This is a genomic window from Streptomyces sp. NPDC111516, from assembly GCF_055635345.1.
On record NZ_JBVKBV010000001.1, the window covers coordinates 488,983 to 507,929 of the forward strand.

Consider the following 18,947-nt stretch of genomic DNA (forward strand, 5'->3'; position numbering starts at 1 on the left):
GCCCCGGAAGGCCCGCGCGGCGCAGCCCCTCACGCCCCGTAGAACCGCTCCTCCACCACCGCCCGCGCCCGCCGTGTAATCCGCCGGTAGTCGTCCAGCATGTCCCCGACATGCCCCGGCTCGTACCCCAGGTACCGCCCCACCGCGGTGAGTTCACGCGGCCCCGACGGGAATGTGTCGCCCGGTCGCCCCCGTACCAGCATCACCGCGTTGCGGACCCGTGTCGCCAGCACCCACGCCTCGTCCAGGGTCTGCGCGTCCTCGCCCGGGATCAGCTCGGCGGCACATGCCGCGGCCAGCGCCTCGCGGGTACGGGTCGTCCGCAGCCCCGGCTCCGCCCAGCCGTGCTGCATCTGCATCAGCTGGACCGTCCACTCGACATCGCTCAGCCCGCCGCGCCCCAGCTTGGTGTGGAGGGTCGGATCCGCGCCGCGCGGCAGCCGTTCGGACTCCATCCGGGCCTTCAGACGGCGGATCTCACGGACCGCGTCCTCCCCGAGCCCCTCCATCGGGTACCGCAGCGGATCGATCAACTCGATGAATTCACGGCCGAGTTCCCCGTCGCCCGCCATCGGCTCGGCGCGCAGCAGCGCCTGGCTCTCCCAGACCAGCGACCAGCGCCGGTAGTAGGCCTTGTACGACATCAGCGTACGCACCAGCGGCCCGCTCTTGCCCTCCGGCCGCAGATCCGCGTCGATCATCAACGGCGGGTCGGCGGAGGGTAGTTGCAGCAGTTTCCGCATCTCGGAGACCACTTGGTTCGCGGCCTGCGCCGCCTCGTGGTCGTCGACGCCCTCGCGTGGTGAGTGGACGAACAGCACATCGGCGTCGGAGCCGTATCCGAGCTCGTGTCCGCCGAACCGGCCCATGCCGATGACCGCGAACCGGGTGGGCAGGGTGTCCCCCCATTGTTCGCGTACGACGGCGCGCAGGGCGCCCGCGATCGTGACGGCGTTCAGATCGGTGACCGCGTTGCCGACCCGGTCGACGAGGGCCCCTGGGTCCTGCTCGGCTGGGCGCTCCTCCGTACCGTACGAGCCGATGAGGTCCGCGGCCGTGGTCCGGAACAGCTCGCGCCGCCGCACCCCGCGCACCGCGGCGACGGCGGATTCGGCGCCCTTCGCCCGCCCCACCGCGGCCAGCACCTCCTGCTCCAGGTGCTCCCTGCCGCGCGGCTTCAGGCCCTGCGGGTCGCCGAGTATCGCCACCGCCTCGGGCGCTCGGAGCAGCAGGTCGGGGGCGAGCCGGCCGGCCGAGAGCACCCGGGCGAGGTTCTCCGCGGCGGCGCCCTCGTCCCGCAGCAGCCGCAGGTACCAGGGGGTCTTGCCGAGTGCGTCGGACACCTTGCGGAAGCCGAGCAGCCCGGCGTCGGGGTCGGCGGAGTCCGCGAACCAGCCGAGCAGCACCGGCAGCAGGGTGCGCTGGATGGCGGCCTTGCGGGTCACCCCGGACGACAGCGCCTCCAGGTGCCGCAGCGCGGCGGCCGGGTCGGCGTAACCGAGGGCTTCGAGCCGGTGCTCGGCCGCCTTCGCGCTGAGCCGGGACTCACCGGGCGCGAGCTGGGCGACGGCGCCCAGCAGCGGCCGGTAGAACAGCTTCTCGTGCAGTCGTCGCACCACGGAGGCGTGCCGCTTCCACGCCTGGTTGAGTTCGGTGATCGGGTCCATGCGCATCCCGAGGGAGCGTCCGATCCGCCGCAGATCCGCCTCACCCTCGGGGACCAGATGGGTGCGGCGCAGCCGGTAGAGCTGGATGCGGTGCTCCATGGCACGCAGGAAGCGGTACGCGTCGTCCAGCTGGGCGGCGTCCACCCGTCCCACGTAGCCGCCCGCGGCGAGCGCCCGCAGGGCGTCCAGCGTGGAGCCGCTGTGCAGGGTCGTGTCGTTGCGGCCGTGCACCAGCTGGAGCAGTTGTACGGCGAATTCCACGTCCCGCAGCCCGCCGGGGCCGAGCTTGATCTCACGGTCGACGCGGTCGGCGGGGATGTTGTCGACGACGCGGCGGCGCATCTTCTGCACGTCGGCGACGAAGTTCTCGCGGTCCGCGGCCTGCCACACGAGCGGCGAGACGGCCTCGACGTACTCCGCACCCAGCTCGGGATCGCCGGCCACCGGCCGGGCCTTGAGGAGCGCCTGGAACTCCCAGGTCTTGGCCCAGCGCTGGTAGTACGCGAGATGCGAGGACAGCGTCCGTACGAGGGGTCCGTTGCGGCCCTCGGGACGGAGGTTGGCGTCGACGGGCCAGATGGTGCCCTCGACGGTCGTGTCGGAGCAGATCCGCATCATGTGCGCGGCCAGCCGGGTGGCGGCCTGTACGCCCGCGCTCTCCTCGACGCCGTCGGCCGGTTCGGCGACGAAGATGACGTCGACGTCGGAGACGTAGTTCAGCTCGTGGCCGCCGCACTTGCCCATCGCGATGACGGCGAGCCGGCACTGCGCGGCGTCGGCGGGTGCGGCCGTACGGGCGATGGCGAGCGCCGCGCGCAGGGTCGCCGTGGCCAGGTCGGCCAGTTCCGCAGCGGTCTCGGCGACGTTCGTCGTACCGCACACGTCGCGGGCCGCTATGGCCAGCAGGCACCGGCGGTAGGCGACGCGCAGCGAGTCGGGGTCGTCGGCCCCGGCGAGCCCCTGCTCGAATTCGGGCACCCCGGGGTGCAGATCCGCGGCCTCGTAGGTGACGAGCGCCTGCCAGTCGCGGGGGTGGCGGCCCAGATGGTCGCCGAGTGCCTCGGACGCCCCGAGCACGCCGAGCAGCCGGTCCCGCAGCGGTTTGGCGGTGACGAGGGTGTCCAGCAGGATCTGCCGCTCGTCCGGCTCCTCGGCCTCCACGAGGCGAACGACCCCGCGCAGTGCCAGATCGGGGTCGGCGGTGGCCCCGAGGGCGTCGAGCAGCACCGGATCGGAGCGTACGGAGGACAGCTCGGGCAGGTCGAGGAGCCGCTCCGCGGCGGACGGGTCGGTGAAACCGTGCCGCAGCAGTCGGGTGAACGTGCTGCTCCTGCGCCCCGGCACCGTCGTCATTCCGTGCTCTCCTGCTCGCCGCCCACACACCATCCAGCGTTCCGAGCCTAGCCCCGCACCGATGAATTCGGCGCAGGTGCGCGGTCCACACTTCGCAGGCAGGATCGCTTCGAGGACCCGACCGGGAGGCCCGCATGTCAGGATTCGAACCCGTCGCCGAGCTGGATGCCCGTTACAGCGCCGAGGGCGCGACAGCGAGCCCGTGGCCCGCGGCCGAGGAACTGCTGACCAGGGCGGAGATCTACTGGCTGAGCACGGTTCGGCCGGACGGCCGCCCGCATGTCACCCCGCTGATCGGGGTGTGGTCGCAGGGCGCGCTGCACTTCAGCACGGGGGCGTCGGAGCGCAAGGGCCTGAATCTGGCCGCCAACCCGGAGGTGGTGCTGACGACCGGCCACAACACCCTTTCGGAGGGGCTCGACGTGGTGGTCGAGGGCCGGGCGGAAAGGGTGACGGACGAGGACCGGCTGCACCGGCTGGCCGCGGCCTGGGAGTCGAAGTACGGCCCGCAGTGGCACTTCGACGTCCAGGACGGCACGTTCCGGCACGCGGGCCATGTGGCGCTGGTGTTCGAGGTGCCGCCGCGTACGGCCTTCGGCTTCGGCAAGGGCACCCGGTTCAGCCAGACGCGGTGGCGGTTCGGCTGAGCGGCGGGGCCGCGCGTGCCCGGCTCGCCGTACGCCGGTGCTCTCCCGCGGGCATCGAACAGACGTCGAGCGGGCGACACGGTCCCCGGCCGCCGCGCGACCGAGGACGGTCCGGTCCGGTCGATCCGGTCGAACGTTTCCGCTCGATCCGGTCGATCCGGTCGATCCGGTCCGGTTGATCCGATCCGGTCGGTCAGCGGGAAGAGGGACGCGAGCGCACCGACAGCAGCCAACCCCGTCCGGGTGCGACCGGGACCGGCTCGCCCGCCGCGAAGACGCGCTCCGGCTGGAACGCCTCGATTGCGGGCGCATACGCAGCCACCGGACCGTCGGCGTCCGTCAGCACGCACTCCACCGGCTCCGCCGCCCACGACGCGACCGCGGTCACGGTCCCGCCGGGCCCCTCCCAGGTGGAGGCGAGCACATCGTCCCGGCCGGTGGCCACAGGCGTCTCATCGGCCCACCAACCCGTCAGCTCCGCCTCGGTCATCCGTAGTTCGTCGAAGGCCCGCCACAGAGGACGTACATCGGTCATCGGGGCGCGTGCCGTCATCCCGAAGACCAGGCCCCGCCACGGATTGCCGCCGCCCTCCAGCATCTCGCCCATCAGCCCGAAGGGGATCCCGGACAGCTCGACCAACCAGTACGCCGGGTCGGTGCCCTTGTAGTCGAACAGCTCTCCCAGCCAGAGCCGATCGGTGTACGGCATCAGCTCCGCGTACAGATTGGCGCTGGACGCGAAGCCGTCCGGCTCCCGGTACTGGTTGCAGGAATGCAGATCTACCAGGGGCGCCGTGTCACCCGCGCGGGCGAGCGTCTTGCGTACCCGCTTCATGGTGGTCCTGTCGTACGCCACGTCGTCGAGATAGAGGCCGTCGACCCCGATCCGACGGCGGAGCCGGTCGATGCCGCACACATAGGAGTTGTGCCAGCGCGAGTCGCCCGAGGTCACCACGGCCACGTCGGCGACATCGGGGGCCACCCAGCCGGGGACGTAGTCCGTGCCCAGATGCTCGTGCAGCCAGGCGTGTCCGCCGCCGGGCCCCGGCGCCAGGACTTCGCTGCCGAGGGAGGCCAGGACGGGCAACTCCGGATTGTGCCTGGTCAGCTCGCGGACCGTGTCGTACACCTTGACACGGATTCCGAGCCGGTGTGCCTCGGTGGTGTAGTCCCGCAGTACGTCGGCGGCGAGCAGCGGGTCGTTGATGTACGGGTTGGGAGGCGTGGCGTGATGGATGTTGACGACATTCGCACCGTACGCGGCGACCTCGGCAGGTGTGGCGTACCCGTGGAAGTAGCGCTCGGCGAGCTGGAGCCCGGGCCGGATCGGCTTGAACGGGGTGAGCAGCAGCCGCAGTTCGAAGCAGCGGCGCTCCCCGACCGCCATCCGGAACGGGCCGCTGTACGCGGTCACCGTCCGCACCCCGTCCTCGGTGCGCAGCCGGACCCCGCCGCTGCCGTCGCCGGCCCAGGAGCGCGGCGTGACCAGAGGCTTCTCGCGGTAGTAGTTGGTGTTCAGGGGCCGCGCGTATCGCTCGTCGCGCAGCGACACCTGCACACCGGCCGAGGGGGCGCCGATCCAGAGGGCGTCCTGGTTGCGGGTGGCGGTGTCCCACTGCCAGTCGTACGTCTCGGGGCAGACCTGTCCCGGCAGTCCCAGGCCCATCGCATACCGCGCGATCCCGCCCCGGACCGGCACGTCGAGCCGTACATCGAGGGACAGGTCGTCGACCGCCTCGACGGTGGTACGTACGACGAGGAAGCCGTCTGCCTCCAGCGCGCCCTCGGTGCACAGCCGGAGCCCGGGACCGGTGGCCCCGGTGGACCAGCTCACGCGCGCCGGCCCGGTCCGGTCGAGCTCCAGCGGACCGTGGTCGAGCGGGTGGCCGACCGTGAGGGCGACCGGCCCGGCCAGCAGATCGCGCTCCGGCCCGTCGGCGCCCGTCACCCGTGAGGTGAACGACGAGGTGAGCCGCTGCGGCAGCCCGGCGGGGCCGATCTCCACCGCCCGGCCGAGGATCTCCAGCCGGTGCCCGGCCACCTTCACCGGGGTGAACGGCGGGACGACCTCGTCGTCCTGGCCGAGCGTCGAGTCCAGCCAGCGCAGCCGGGCCAACCGTGCGGGCTCCCCGGCGCCGTGGTCGGTGACGGCCTCCGGCCCGACGGTGATCCGCAGCGGCAGCATCCGCTCCGCGGTGCCGTGGGCGCGTACGGCGATCTCACCCTCGTACGTGCCGGGTTCGGCATCCCGCGGGATGTCCAGGCCGAACCAGAGCGCGTGGACGTGCCCCACGGGGACATCGATCCGGTTCTCGAACGGCTCCCCGCGTGCGTCGGTGCCGCCCGCGCTGAGAGACCGGACGGGGAACGGCAGCCCGCGGACCTCGGTGCGGACCTCCGTCAGTGTCCGCACCGCGTACACCCCGGCCTGCAGCACATAGAACTCGCCGAGCGCCGCCGCACCCGCGAACGGGGCGAACGGCACGGCACCGGCCCAGCGGGCGGGCAGCCGGTCGTAGCGGCCCAGTGGACGGCCGCGGTCCTCGCCGAACAGCAGGAAGGGCTCGTCCGGGCGGTCCGCGGTCAGCGCCGCGCACTCATCAGCGGTGGCCGCGAAGCCCAGCGGGGCGAAGGAGTCGACGGCGCTCGCGGCCTCGTATCGGAACGCTTCCGCACGCGGCAGCCTCGCCCAGACGTCGTCGTCCGGCCGGTGCAGACCGCAGCGGTGCACCCAGCCGGGGTCGGCGGTCGCTGCCGGATTCCGGTAGGCGGCCTGCGGATAGTGCGGTCGGCCCGTGTGTGCGTACGGCAGATAGTGCACGGCATAGTCGCCCGGACCTTCCACCGGCTCGAAGGCGATCCGGCCGCGCTCGGCGGTCACCTCGATCCGCACCGTGTTCCGGACCCGTCGGCCGGACGGCGCGAGGACCACGACGTCCACCGCCTCGGGGTCCGGGTCCCTGCGCCGCCACGGCAGTTCGGCCCCGAACACGGGGCCGCCCGAGGGTGCACGTACCAGGATCCGGTGGTTGCCGTACACGTCGCTGTCCCATGAACCGAGCCCGCACTCCAGCTCGGGATGACCCTGCTCACCCATGCCGCACTCCCTCAAGGGCGCTATTTATTAGATAAGTTGCTCAATCGCCATGGGCCACCATGGAGAGCCGTCGATCATGCTGTCAAGGGAGACGTCATGGACCGGGGTGGGGACGCCTCGCTGCTGCGTCGGCTGAACACGGCCGCCGCACTGCGGGTGATGCGGGAACGTGACGACGTCACCGTGCCGGAACTCGCCGGGCTGATCGGGGTGTCCCGGCCGACCGCCCAGGACCTCACGGCGCAACTGCTGCGTGAGGGCAGGCTGGTGGAGCTCGGGGCCAACAGCGGCGCAGTGGGGCGCCCGGCCCGCCGGTTCCGGTTCCGGGCCGAGGCCGGACATGTCATCGGCGTGGACATCGGGGCGCACAAGGTGCTGGTCCACGCCGTTGACCTGCTCGGCCGCACGGTCGCCGCGGAACGGGTCGCCGTCACCCCCGCCATGACCGCCCGAAGACGGCTGAAGGCCGTCCGAGAGGCGATCGAGGCGTGTCTGTCCAGGCCGGAGACCGCCGAGGTGCGGCCGCTGGCCACCGGAATCGGCACCAGCGGCATGGTGGATCTCGCCGGCCGGGTGGTGCGGAGCACCGCGCTGCCCGGCTGGACCGGACTCGACCTGGGGCGCGAGCTCGCCGAATGCGCCCCGGAGCCGGTGCTGGTGGGCAACGACATCCAGCTGGCGACGCTCGCCGAATGCGCCGGCGGGGTGGCCGTCGGCGTACGGGACGCCATCTACCTGTACGTGGGCAACCGCCCCGGCATCGGCCTCTGGCTGCACGGCCGGCTCCACCGGGGTCACGGCGGCGCCGCGGGCGAACTGCTGCCCCCCGACGGCTGGTCGGCCGCCTACCGACGGCTTCTGGACTGGGCCGCCGGGCACCAGGGCGCCGAGCTGCCCACCCGGGACAGCGCCGCCCGCGCCGTGGTCGAGGCCGCGGCGGCCGGGGACGGCGGCGCACGGTATGCCCTGCGCGCCTTCGCCGAGTCGCTCGCCGCGTGCCTGGCGCCCCACGTCGCCGCGCTCGATCCGGAACTGGTGGTGCTCGGCGGCGGCATCTCCCGGGCCGGCGCGCTGCTCAGCGAGCCGTTCGCCGCGGCACTCGCCGCCCACTGCCCGAACGCACCATCCGTGCGGAACTCTGCACTCGGTGAGGAATCAACAGCAATCGGGGCAGCCCGGCTGGCATTGGAGCACGCCGATCACGCCGTGCAGAAAAGTCCAACTTCACAGGACTGATTGGCTGTTGACGTACCGGCTCGACGCTTCGATGATGTGGCCACTCTTTTCAGAAAGTTGGTTTCTAAACTCGTCGTGCCGTCAGGCCAGGGAGTACGTGTGACATCCCCTGCAACAACGCGCAGCCCCCGGGCCGCGTCCCCACCCGAGCCCAGCTCCGAGACGGGCCGGCCACCGCTGCGGCGGACACCCCTGCGGGTCCGGCTGCGCAACAACTGGGTGATGCTCGCCCTGATGGCCCCGGGCCTGCTCTACTTCTCCGTCTTCTTCTACGTGCCGATGCTCGGCAACATCGTCGCCTTCCAGGACTACCAGCCGTTCCTCGGCTTCAAGGACAGCCCTCTGGTGGGCCTCGCCAACTTCCAGGAGCTCTTCGCGGACCCGGCGTTCTGGGAGTCCGTACGCAACACCCTGGCATTCGCCGCACTGCAACTGATCTTCTTCTTCCCCGCCCCGCTGGCCCTCGCGCTCCTCATCAACAGCCTGGTCAGCAGCCGCGTCAAGAGGTTCGTGCAGAGCGTCGTCTATCTCCCGCACTTCATCTCCTGGGTACTGGTCGTCGCCCTCTTCCAGCAGGTGCTCGGCGGCGCGGGACTCATCAGCAACTTCCTGACCGACCACGGACTTTCGCCCCTCGATGTGATGACCGACCCGGGCACCTTCCCGATCCTGATCACCGCACAGGTGATCTGGAAGGACATCGGCTGGGGCATGATCATCTATCTGGCGGCGCTCGCCGGTGTCGACCAGAGCCTTTACGAATCGGCGGCCGTGGACGGCGCCGGACCCTGGCGGCGCATGTGGCATGTCACACTGCCGGCCGTCCGCGGGGTCACGATCATGCTGCTCGTGCTGCGCCTCGGCGACGTACTGTCCGTCGGTTTCGAACAGTTCCTGCTGCTGCGCGACGCGGTGGGCGCCCGGGCCGCCGAGGTCCTCGACACCTACGTCTACTACCACGGCGTGGTCTACGGCGACTGGGGCATCGGCGCCGCCGCCGGCCTGGTCAAGGGCGTGGTCGGCGCACTCATGATCTGGGGTGCCAACCGGCTCGCCCACGCATTCGGAGAGCAAGGGGTGTACAGCAAATGAGCATCGGACTGCCCCTGTTGAAGCCCCGGCCCGCCGACCGCCGGGCCGCCTGGGAAGAGCCGCCCACCCGGCTGGGCTCGGCCGCCAAGGCCGTCGTCATCACCGTCATCGTGGCCGTGATGACGCTGCCGTTCCTCGTCGTGCTCTCCACCAGCCTCGCCTCCCGCAAGGAGGTCACGGCCGCCGGCGGATACGTTCTCTTCCCGACCGAGCCAACCCTGCAGGCCTACCGCACGATCCTCTCGGGCGGCCTGGTCACCCGTGCCGTCACCGTCAGCGTCTTGGTCACCGGGGTCGGCACAGCGCTCTCCCTGCTGACGACCATCGCGCTGGCCTACGCGCTGAGCAAGCGCGGTGTACCCGGCAGTAAACCCGTCCTGCTGCTCGTCCTGTTCACTCTGCTCTTCGCCCCCGGCATGATCCCGATGTACGTGCTGGTCAAGGAACTCGGGCTGCTCGACTCGTACTGGGCGCTGATCCTGCCGGGCCTGGTCAACGCCTTCAACCTGGTGGTGATGCGGGCCTTCTTCATGAACATCCCCGACGAGCTGTACCAGGCCGCCCGGATCGACGGTGCGGGCGACTGGCGGATCCTCACCCGGATCGTGCTGCCCCTCTCGAAGGGCGTCATCGCCGTCGTCGGGCTCTTCTACGCCGTGACGTACTGGAACGCGTTCTTCAACGCGATGCTCTACCTCAACGACTCCGGGAAGTGGCCGATTCAGCTACTGCTGCGGACCTATGTGGTGCAGAACAAGCAGATGGCGGCCGACCAGCTCGGCGTGAGCCATCTGCCGCCCCAGCAGTCGATCTCCATGGCGGTCGTCATGCTCGCGCTGATCCCGATCCTGCTGGTCTACCCGTTCCTCCAGAAGTACTTCACCAAGGGCGTGCTCACCGGCGCCATCAAGGGCTGAGAGGAGCTCACAAAATGGGAGTCCGATCAGCTCGCGGCGTCTGGTACGTGCGATCGCAAGGCGCCGGCAGGTCCTTGGATGGGGTCTCCCCTGCTCTTCAAGAGCTTGGGGAAGGAGCTACTAGGGCATTTCGGCAACGCAGCGAGCGTGCACGCCAGGCGTCGCGAGCCGGGCGCCCATTTTATGAGCTCCTCTGAGCCACACCGCTCATCCGTCCCCCTCTCACCCCGTTGCGGAGATTTCCCATGACCGGCATGTCCCGACGCACCTTCTTGAGCCTGAGCACCGCCGTCGCGGCGGGCTCGGCCACCACCTTCCTCACCGGCTGCGGCTCGTCCACGGCAGGCAAGGGCGAGGCCGCATCGGCCAAGGTGAAGCTTCCGTCGTACATCCCCTTCACCAAGATCAAGCCCGACCTGGCGCCCAGCAGCAAGGGTCTGTCCGCGGGCTTCCTCTCCTACCCCGAGGAGCTCGTCCGGAGCGTCGCGAAGACCCCCGGCGACGGCTCCAAGGTCACGCTGCTCACCGAGATCTGGGTGCAGCCGCCGCTGCCCAAGGGCAGCAACGACCACTGGCAGAAGGTCAACAAGGAGCTCGGCATCGACCTCACCGCCATCCTGGGAACCGACCCCGGCTACGAGGAGAAGTTCCCCGCCATCATCGCGGGCGGCGATCTGCCCGACCTGATGTGGATACCGCCGAACCAGGGCCTTCAGCACATCGCCCAATTGCTGGAGGGCGAATGCGCGGACATCACGGAGTACGTCTCCGGGGACGCGGTCAAGGACTATCCGAACCTCGCCGCGATGACGCCCGCGCACTGGAAGACCGCGGTCGTCAACGGAAAGGTCTGGGGCGCACCGAGCCCGTATCCGACCCTGGGACAGGTGTACGGCGGCAACCCGCGGATCTGGGACAAGGCGGACGGGTTCTCCGCGAGCAGCACCGATGAGTTCCTCGCCAAGTGCAAGGAGGTCACCGGCGGAAAGGTGTGGGCGCTCGAGCCGATCTACTCGAACGCCGTCAGCGTACTGAGCCAGTGTTACGGAGCCCCCAACAAGTGGGCCCGGGAGAAGGACGGGTCGGTCACCTTCTGGATGGAGTCGGACGAGTACGCGGAGGCCCTGAACTTCGTCCAGAAGCTGAAGAAGGCCGGCGTCTTCTATCCCGGCGACCCGAAGATGGCCGACGCCTATCTGAAGATGGCCCAGGGGTCCATCGGCGCGGTCGTCTACGCCAACCCGTCGGGCGCCCGCAAGGACACGCGCACCAACGACCCCTCCCTGGCCGCCGAGATCCTCATCTCCTTCGACGCGGACGGCCACAAGGCCAACGCCCACTACCACGCGTTCGGCACCATCGGGTACACCGCGATCAAGAAGGGCAGCGAGAAGCGTGTACGCATGCTGCTCGACGTGCTCAACTACCTCGCGGCGCCGTTCGGCTCGAAGGAGCGCGAGTTCCTTGAATTCGGCGAGGAGGGCGCCGACTTCACCTACGACAAGCAGGGCTTCCCACAGCGCACCAAGAAGGGCAAGCAGCAGGTCGAGGGGTTGTTCAGCGGCTTGACCACGGCGACGACATCGCCCTTCGTGCTCGCCCCCTCGCTCTTCCCCGGCACACATGGCGCCGACGACGTCCGCGACATCTACGCAGTCGAGCAGAAACTGATCGAGACCGCCATTCCGAACGCCGCCGTCGGCCACTACTCCGACGCCTACACCCAGTACTACGGCCGTATGTCGATCGAGGCCAACGACCTCATCAACGACATCGTGGCCGGGCGCAAGAGGATGAGCGAGTGGAAGCCCTTCTGGTCGGCATGGGGCCCCAGGGGCCTGGACCAGATGAAGAAGCAGTACCAGAAGTCCCTCGACCAGAACTCCTGACGGTCCGGAAGGCCGGACCCGGCGCAACGCAGCCGACGGTCCGCGGAACGACGGTGCCGGGCCGCCGCCCCGCCTGGGAATCGACCTGGACGCCGGGACGGCGGTGGCCCGGCGGCAGCCGGAATCCCGAGCCGGGACCGGACCGGGCCGCCCCTGCGCCCGTCCGCGCTCAGTTCGCGGACGGCTCCGGCCGGGTCGCGATGACGACGGTCGCGTACAGCTCGTCGGAGGTGACCACGCGCGGGATCAGGCCGCTGCGGGCGACGGTCTCCTCGGCCCGGGCCGCCTGCCGTTCGCTCGTCTCGACCAGCAGATGCCCGCCCGGTGCCAGCCACCGCGCGGCCTCGGCGGTGACCCGCCGCAGGACGTCGAGGCCGTCCCTTCCCCCGTCGAGTGCCACGCGCGGTTCGTGGATACGGGCTTCCGGGGGCAGCAGTTCGACGTCCTCCGTCGGTACGTACGGCACATTGGCGAGCAGTATCTCCACCCGGCCGCGCAACGATCCGGGGAGCGGCTCGAAGAGGTCGCCCTCGTACACCCGGCCGGTGTCGGCGATGTTGCGGCGGGCGCACCGGACGGCTGCGGGTTCGACGTCGGTGGCGTGCAGTTCGATGTGGTCCAGGGTCGCGGCGAGCGCGGTGCCGAGTGCTCCCGAGCCGCAGCAGAGGTCGACGACGACCGCCCCGGATCCGGCGAGGGCGGCGGCCTGCCGGACCAGGAACTCGGTGCGGCGACGGGGGACGAAGACGCCGGGGTCCACGGCGATCCGGAGACCGCTGAACTCGGCCCAGCCGAGAACGTGTTCCAGGGGCAGACCGGCGGCCCGTCGTTCGACCATGGCGACGAGTTCGGCGGGTTCGGTGGCGGTGGCGACGATCAACTCCGCTTCGTCCTCGGCGAATACGCAGCCGGCGGCGCGGAGTGTGGTGACGATGGTGGCAACGGTGAGTGGTGAAGCGGGAACCGACATGAAGCGGAGCCTTTCGGGAAAGCCGATGGGCGCTCCGCGGTCGATTATGTCGGGTCGACCACGCGATCACGTGGGGTGAGCACCCAGCCTGATACAGCGGTAATGGGTCTCACCTCCTCGGTCGGTCCCCGGGTGGGGATGCGTCACATTACCTCAGTCGCGGCGTCGGACGGTGCCCTCCGGCCGGAAAGGCTCGCGACGTGCGCGGCGGCATGGCCCGGGAACGCGGCCGCGCGGGGCTGAGCGAATGTCAGCTCGCCGCGCGCCCGGGCCCGCCCCGCAGCCGCCGCACACGTACGAACGGCAGCTTCTCCAAGCTCCTCTAAAGGTCCACGCTGTCGCGCAGCTTCGTCGGCGTCAGGAACAGGGTGGCGATCACGCCGATCACCGCGATGCCCGCAGAGATCAGGAAGATGGTGCCGGTCGCGTCACCGTACGCGGCGCGCACCACCTCCTGGATCTGCGGCGGCATCGCGTCGACGTTCAGGGTGGCGCCGCCCGAGGACGAGGCCGCCGGGTCGATGCCGAGGCTCGCCAGGCCGTGGGTGATCTTCGTGGCGACCTGGTTGGCGAGCACCGCCCCCAGTACGGAGACCCCGATCGTGCCGCCGAGCGAGCGGAAGAAGGTGATCGCGCCGCTGGCCGCGCCGAGTTCGCCGAGCGGGACCGTGTTCTGAAGGACGAGGACCAGGTTCTGCATCGACATGCCGACACCGGCACCGACCGCGAGCATGCCGATGGAGACGAGAACCAGCGAGGTCTCGTGGTCGATGGTCGACAGGCCCAGGAAGCCCAGGGTGAGGACGACGACGCCGGTGATGATGTACGGCTTCACCTTGCCGGTCCTGGAGACCAGGCGTCCGGCGACGGTAGAGGAGACCAGCACGCCGAACATCAGCGGGATGGTGAGGAGTCCGGCCTCGGTCGGTGAGTAGCCGCGGCCGATCTGGAAGTACTGGCCGAGGAAGACCGCGCCGCCGAACATCGCCATGCCGACCGCGAGGCTCGCGACGATGGCGAGCGCGGGGTCGCGGCGGCGTACGACATGGAGCGGGACGACCGGCTCCTTGACGCGGCTCTCGACCACGACGGCGGCGATCAGGATCAGGGCACTGGCGCCGACCATGACGAGGGTCTGCCAGGACAGCCAGTCGAAGTCGTTGCCGACGAAGGTGACCCAGAGCAGCAGCAGGCTGACGCCCGCGGCGATCAGTGAGGCACCCAGGTAGTCGACCTTCGTCTCCGGACGGCGGACCTCGGTGAGGTGCAGGGTGCGGGTGAGCATCACGAGGGCGAGCAGCGTGAACGGTACGGCGATGAAGAAGCACCAGCGCCAGCCGAGCCACGACGTGTCGGTGATGAAGCCGCCCAGCAGCGGTCCGCCGACGGTGGCGACGGCCATGACGCCGCCCAGGTAACCGTTGTAGCGGCCGCGCTCCTTGGGGCTGATCATCGCGGCGATGATGACCTGGACGAGCACCTGCAGAGCGCCCATGCCGAGGCCCTGCACGGCGCGGAAGGTGATCAACTGCCCGGTGGACTGGGCGAATCCGCAGGCGATCGACGAGATGACGAAGATGCCGATGGATATCTGGAGCAGCAGCTTCTTGCTGAACAGGTCGGCGAGCTTGCCCCAGATCGGGGTGGAGGCCGTGGAGGCCAGCAGGGACGCGGTGACGACCCAGGTGTACTGCGACTGGGTGCCGTCCAGCGAGCCGATGATCTTCGGCAGCGCGACCGAGACCACGGTGCTGCTGATCATCGCCACGAACAGCACGATCAGCAGACCGCTCAGCGCCCGCAGCACATGACGGTGATCCATCGGCGCGACTTCGGTCGGCGCGGCCGTTTGTGCGCTCACGCGCAACCTCCGGAGGGTTCGAACAGGAGCAGGAAAGGTTCCACCATACATGCCCACTGAGCAATTTTGCCCACTGTGCAATTATGCCCAGCAGGGCGATACTGAACCCATGGAGAGCTCTGTGGGACTGCGGGAACGCAAGAAGGAAGCCACGAGGCAGGCCGTGCACGAGGCGACGCTGCGGCTGACTGTCGAGCACGGCTTCGACCACGTCACGGTGGAGGCCGTCGCGGACGCGGCCGGGATCTCCCGCAGAACGTTCTCCAACTACTTCACAGGCAAGGAGGACGCCCTCCTGCACGGCGAGGAGCAGCAGATAAGGGCGCTCGTCCAGGCGGTGCGCGATCGCCCCGCCGAGGAGAGCGCCTGGACGGCGCTGCGCGCGGCCATGACGCAGTTCGCCGAACGAGTCGCACCCCCGGAGCGCGAGTGGGCCCTACGGACCCGGCTGGCGATGCGGCACCCCTCGTTGCTCGCCCGGCAACTCGCCAACCATGCCACCCTGGAGCGGGACTTGGCCGATGCCGTGGCGGTTCGCCGGGGCCCGACGGAGAAGCCGGTCCGCCCGCCGGTCCTGGCCGCGGCGTTCCTCTCCTCGTTGCGGATCGCCATGCGCATGTGGATCGAGGAGGACCTGGCCCGCGAGCCCTCCGAAGTGATCGACGAGATCCTGGACGAGATGGCCTGCCGGTTCGACTGAGGCGGGGACTGCGTACAGAAGGCAGAGCACGGAAGACCCCCCTGGCTGAGGCCGGTCGGCTCCACAGCGCGGCACCGAAACGCCCCGGCCTGGAGCCGGCCATTCGGTGGAGCCCGAGCCCAGCTCAAACGCCAGACCTGGATGACACGCCATCAGGTTGGACCCTTCGTCCCCACACTCCTCATTTCATCACTTATTGTGCAAATTAGATTGCAATGAGTGATCGACGAACTGCGCCCGCCGCGCTGCCGCACCGCGGAAAGAGACCTTGGGGTGAGGTCTCTTTCCGCGCTGCCGCACCGCGGAAAGAGACCTCACCCCAAGCCGGGAAGTCGGGAGATATCTGTGATCAGGATCAGGCATTACGCCCCAAAACCACCCCCCTCTGGAGTGGGGATGAGACGAGGCCAAGCCCGCACAGGCGTCGGCACTCGTCAGCAGTGGCGGCGGGCAGGAGCGGTAGCAGGACTGTGCGTGGCGCTGTCCGGCACCGCACTGACGCCCGCGACCGCCGCACCGACGGGGGCGGCGCCGGCCACCGCCCCGGTGCGGCCACGAGGGACTGACCCATCCGTCACCTTCAGCTTCACCGGAGCCCCGCAGAGCCTCACCGTCCCGGCGAACGCGGTCGTCACCATCACCGCCGACGGCGCCGGCGGCGCCGACAACACCGGCACCCCCTGTTCCGTCACGGGGACGGGCGGGACGGGGGCGCGGGTGGTGACCACCCTCCCGCAAACCACCGCCCCGACGACCTTCACCGTCAACGTCGGTGGTACCGGCGGCAAAGGCTGCAACGGCACCGGGACGGGGGGTGCCGGCGGGTTCAACGGCGGCGCCCCGGGCGGGGCCTTCCCGGCCAGTGGTTTTCAGTTCGAAGGTCCGGGCGGGGGTGGCGCGTCCAGCGTCAGCGCGGGCGGCTCCTTGCTGGCGGTCGCCGGGGGCGGCGGTGCCGCCGGCGGCACCGGAGCAGGCTCTCCAGGGGGGAACGGGGGCAACGGAAGCAACGGCACGACGGCGGATGCCACCGCCGGTACCACGGGAAGTGCCACCGGCCCTGGGGCTTCACCAGGGCAGGGCGGGGGCGGCGGCAGCACCAGCACCAGTACCGGGGGTACCCCCGGTACCGCCGGCACCGGCACGCATTGTGGCGCCACGAACGGCGGGGTGGGAGGCGGGTTCTCCGGTACCACGGTCGGTACCGGCGGCACCGGAGGCAGCATCGGCGCTGGCTGCGCCCTCACCATCACCGGGGCCGGTGGGGGCGGTGGGGGCGGGTACTTCGCCGGCGGGGGCGGCGGCAGCGCCACCGTCGACAACCGCGGCACCTCGGGGAGTGGAGGCGGAGGTGGTGGGGGCAGCAGCTTCGCCACCCCGACGGGCACCGGCACCAGCTACGCGCTGTCCACGATCGGGACGGCGAACAACAACGGTCAGGTGACCATCTCCTACACCCTGCCCGCACCCACCCTGGCCATCACCAAGACCCATACCGGAAACTTCACCCAGGGCAGACTCGGCACCTACACGATCACCGTCGGCAACAAAGGACCCGGCCTCACCGACGGCAGCACCGTCACCGTGCACGACACCCTCCCGCGAGGACTCACCGCCCGCAGCATCACCGGCACCGGATGGAAGTGCACCCGGACCACCCTCACCTGCACCCGCAGCGACGTCCTGGCACCGATCAGCAGCTACCCGCCCATCACCCTGAAGGTCAAGGTCTCCTGCGACTGCGACACACGCCACCGGATCAAGAACACCTCCACCGTCACCGGAGGCGGCGACAAAACCACCCACACCGCCACCGACCGCACCACCATCAAACGCAACAAACACTGTCACCACCACAAGCACGACCGCAGGTAAGCGATCGGTCGCGGCTGGCACAGCAGCGAAGTGCAGCGACCAACCCCGCCCAGCAGTATCCCTTCGGGACTTCGACGCGGCCGCAATGACCGTCGCTGACCGATCCGGACAGAGCTACGGAAGCGAACCGGGCCCGACGGTCGATGACCGTCGGGCCCGGTTGTCGTTCTACGACACACAAGGCGCTCACCTGCACCTACAGCACCGGCAGCAGTGCCTTCAGCTCGAAGGCCGTGACCTCGCTGCGGTACTCCTCCCACTCCTGCTTCTTGTTGCGCAGGAAGAAGTCGAAGACGTGCTCTCCGAGCGTCTCGGCGACCAGTTCGCTCTTCTCCATCAGGGCGATCGCCTCGCCCAGGTTCTGCGGCAGGGGCTCGATGCCCATCGCGCGGCGTTCGGCGTCGGACAGGGCCCAGACGTCGTCGTCGGCGCCGGCCGGGAGTTCGTAGCCCTCCTCTATGCCCTTGAGGCCCGCGGCGAGCAGCACCGCGTACGTCAGGTAGGGGTTGGCGCCGGAGTCGATGGAGCGGACCTCCACGCGGGCGGAGCCGGTCTTGCCGGGCTTGTACATGGGTACGCGGATGAGCGCGGAGCGGTTGTTGTGGCCCCAGCAGATGTACGAGGGGGCCTCGCCGCCGGCGCCCGCGGCGCGGGAGGAGCCGCCCCAGATGCGCTTGTAGGAGTTGACCCACTGGTTGGTCACGGCGGAGATCTCCGCGGCGTGGGTGAGCAGGCCGGCGATGAAGGAGCGGCCGACCTTGGACAGCTGGTACTCGGCGCCCGATTCGTAGAAGGCGTTGCGGTCGCCCTCGAAGAGGGAGAGGTGGGTGTGCATGCCGGAGCCGGGGTACTCGGAGAACGGCTTCGGCATGAACGTCGCCTGCACGCCCTGCTCCAGCGCGACCTGCTTCATCACCAGGCGGAAGGTCATGATGTTGTCGGCCGTGGAGAGCGCGTCCGCGTACCGCAGGTCGATCTCCTGCTGGCCGGGGGCGCCCTCGTGGTGGCTGAACTCGACCGAGATGCCCATGGATTCGAGCATGGTGATCGCCTGACGGCGGAAGTCCATGCCGACGTTCTGCGGGGTGTGGTCGAAGTAGCCGGAGCTGTCGGCGGGGGTGGGGCGGCTGCCGTCGACCGGCTTGTCCTTCAGCAGGAAGAACTCGATCTCCGGGTGGGTGTAGAAGGTGAAACCCAGGTCGGAGGTCTTGGCGAGGATGCGCTTGAGGACATAGCGCGGGTCGGCGAAGGACGGCGATCCGTCGGGCATCAGGATGTCGCAGAACATCCGGGCCGTGCCGGGGGCCTCCGCGCGCCACGGCAGGATCTGGAACGTGCCCGGGTCGGGCTTGGCAATCATGTCGGACTCGTACACCCGGGCGAAGCCCTCGATGGCGGAGCCGTCGAAGCCGATGCCCTCGTCAAACGCCTGTTCCAGCTCGGCGGGGGCCACGGCAACGGATTTGAGGTAGCCGAGGACATCGGTGAACCACAGCCGTACGAAGCGGATGTCGCGCTCCTCAAGCGTTCTGAGGACGAATTCCTGCTGCTTGTCCATAGCCACATCCTTGCAGTTCAGACGGTCCGTGCACCACCGCCCGGGGTAAGGGAGGAGCTCCAGTGTCACGACCCGGGATTTCACCCAG

12 protein-coding genes are annotated in these 18,947 nt (G+C 69.8%); 7 read left to right on the plus strand and 5 right to left on the minus strand.

Translation table 11 applies throughout. From position 1 onward, the window contains the following. Positions 1-29 precede the first annotated feature (29 nt). On the minus strand, positions 30-3,020 hold the full coding sequence (locus ACZ7L9_RS02245; RefSeq protein WP_471411729.1) for a bifunctional [glutamine synthetase] adenylyltransferase/[glutamine synthetase]-adenylyl-L-tyrosine phosphorylase: 2,991 nt from the start codon (positions 3,018-3,020) through the stop codon (positions 30-32). Between the two features lie 134 nt (positions 3,021-3,154). Here ACZ7L9_RS02245 and ACZ7L9_RS02250 point away from each other — a divergent pair, with 134 nt between their 5' ends. Further along, the gene (locus tag ACZ7L9_RS02250; RefSeq protein WP_471411731.1) at positions 3,155-3,667 is read left to right on the plus strand and encodes a pyridoxamine 5'-phosphate oxidase family protein; all 513 of its coding nucleotides are present in this window, start codon (positions 3,155-3,157) and stop codon (positions 3,665-3,667) included. Between the two features lie 193 nt (positions 3,668-3,860). Here the strand turns inward: ACZ7L9_RS02250 and ACZ7L9_RS02255 are convergent, their stop codons facing one another. Next, the gene (locus ACZ7L9_RS02255; protein WP_471411734.1) at positions 3,861-6,764 is read right to left on the minus strand and encodes a glycoside hydrolase domain-containing protein; all 2,904 of its coding nucleotides are present in this window, start codon (positions 6,762-6,764) and stop codon (positions 3,861-3,863) included. Between the two features lie 96 nt (positions 6,765-6,860). Here ACZ7L9_RS02255 and ACZ7L9_RS02260 point away from each other — a divergent pair, with 96 nt between their 5' ends. The 4 genes from ACZ7L9_RS02260 (at position 6,861) to ACZ7L9_RS02275 (ending at position 11,898) form a co-directional block, all read left to right on the plus strand. Next, positions 6,861-8,000 carry an ROK family protein gene (locus ACZ7L9_RS02260; RefSeq protein WP_471411735.1) on the plus strand — a complete coding sequence of 380 codons (1,140 nt, stop codon included), beginning with the start codon at positions 6,861-6,863 and terminating at the stop codon, positions 7,998-8,000. 99 nt (positions 8,001-8,099) lie between these two features. Next, positions 8,100-9,092 (plus strand): ABC transporter permease, encoded by a 993-nt coding sequence (locus tag ACZ7L9_RS02265; RefSeq protein ID WP_471411737.1) that lies wholly within the window; start codon positions 8,100-8,102, stop codon positions 9,090-9,092. After that, positions 9,089-10,009 carry a carbohydrate ABC transporter permease gene (locus ACZ7L9_RS02270; protein WP_471411738.1) on the plus strand — a complete coding sequence of 307 codons (921 nt, stop codon included), beginning with the start codon at positions 9,089-9,091 and terminating at the stop codon, positions 10,007-10,009. Before ACZ7L9_RS02265 ends, ACZ7L9_RS02270 begins: the two co-directional genes overlap by 4 nt. Before the next feature lie 254 nt (positions 10,010-10,263). Next, positions 10,264-11,898: an extracellular solute-binding protein gene (locus ACZ7L9_RS02275; RefSeq protein ID WP_471411740.1), complete on the plus strand. Its 1,635-nt coding sequence runs from the start codon at positions 10,264-10,266 to the stop codon at positions 11,896-11,898. A 169-nt stretch (positions 11,899-12,067) separates the two neighbouring features. On the opposite strand, the gene ACZ7L9_RS02280 is transcribed toward ACZ7L9_RS02275, so the two are convergent. Together ACZ7L9_RS02280 and ACZ7L9_RS02285 are read right to left on the minus strand one after the other, a co-directional pair. Next, positions 12,068-12,868 carry a putative protein N(5)-glutamine methyltransferase gene (locus tag ACZ7L9_RS02280; protein WP_471411742.1) on the minus strand — a complete coding sequence of 267 codons (801 nt, stop codon included), beginning with the start codon at positions 12,866-12,868 and terminating at the stop codon, positions 12,068-12,070. A gap of 322 nt (positions 12,869-13,190) precedes the next feature. Next, a complete protein-coding gene (locus ACZ7L9_RS02285) occupies positions 13,191-14,690 on the minus strand; it encodes an MDR family MFS transporter (RefSeq protein ID WP_471412744.1) in 1,500 nt (499 codons plus the stop codon). A gap of 148 nt (positions 14,691-14,838) precedes the next feature. Between ACZ7L9_RS02285 and ACZ7L9_RS02290 the strand changes: the two genes are divergently transcribed. Together ACZ7L9_RS02290 and ACZ7L9_RS02295 are read left to right on the plus strand one after the other, a co-directional pair. Then, the gene (locus ACZ7L9_RS02290) at positions 14,839-15,429 is read left to right on the plus strand and encodes an acyl-CoA-like ligand-binding transcription factor (protein WP_471411744.1); all 591 of its coding nucleotides are present in this window, start codon (positions 14,839-14,841) and stop codon (positions 15,427-15,429) included. 474 nt (positions 15,430-15,903) lie between these two features. Beyond that, positions 15,904-17,301, plus strand: a complete 1,398-nt coding sequence (locus tag ACZ7L9_RS02295; RefSeq protein ID WP_471411747.1) for a hypothetical protein — start codon at positions 15,904-15,906, stop codon at positions 17,299-17,301. 196 nt (positions 17,302-17,497) lie between these two features. Here the strand turns inward: ACZ7L9_RS02295 and glnA are convergent, their stop codons facing one another. Continuing rightward, positions 17,498-18,859 carry a type I glutamate--ammonia ligase gene (gene glnA / locus ACZ7L9_RS02300; protein ID WP_072483343.1) on the minus strand — a complete coding sequence of 454 codons (1,362 nt, stop codon included), beginning with the start codon at positions 18,857-18,859 and terminating at the stop codon, positions 17,498-17,500. Between the last annotated feature and the right edge of the window lie 88 nt (positions 18,860-18,947).

Coding starts and splice junctions, on each gene's coding strand:
- ACZ7L9_RS02245 (WP_471411729.1), bottom strand. CDS start 3,020: ATGACGACGGTGCCGGGGCGCAGGAGCAGCACGTTCACCCGACTGCTG.
- ACZ7L9_RS02250 (WP_471411731.1), top strand. CDS start 3,155: ATGTCAGGATTCGAACCCGTCGCCGAGCTGGATGCCCGTTACAGCGCC.
- ACZ7L9_RS02255 (WP_471411734.1), bottom strand. CDS start 6,764: ATGGGTGAGCAGGGTCATCCCGAGCTGGAGTGCGGGCTCGGTTCATGG.
- ACZ7L9_RS02260 (WP_471411735.1), top strand. CDS start 6,861: ATGGACCGGGGTGGGGACGCCTCGCTGCTGCGTCGGCTGAACACGGCC.
- ACZ7L9_RS02270 (WP_471411738.1), top strand. CDS start 9,089: ATGAGCATCGGACTGCCCCTGTTGAAGCCCCGGCCCGCCGACCGCCGG.
- ACZ7L9_RS02275 (WP_471411740.1), top strand. CDS start 10,264: ATGTCCCGACGCACCTTCTTGAGCCTGAGCACCGCCGTCGCGGCGGGC.
- ACZ7L9_RS02280 (WP_471411742.1), bottom strand. CDS start 12,868: ATGTCGGTTCCCGCTTCACCACTCACCGTTGCCACCATCGTCACCACA.
- ACZ7L9_RS02285 (WP_471412744.1), bottom strand. CDS start 14,690: ATGGATCACCGTCATGTGCTGCGGGCGCTGAGCGGTCTGCTGATCGTG.
- ACZ7L9_RS02290 (WP_471411744.1), top strand. CDS start 14,839: ATGGAGAGCTCTGTGGGACTGCGGGAACGCAAGAAGGAAGCCACGAGG.
- glnA (WP_072483343.1), bottom strand. CDS start 18,859: ATGGACAAGCAGCAGGAATTCGTCCTCAGAACGCTTGAGGAGCGCGAC.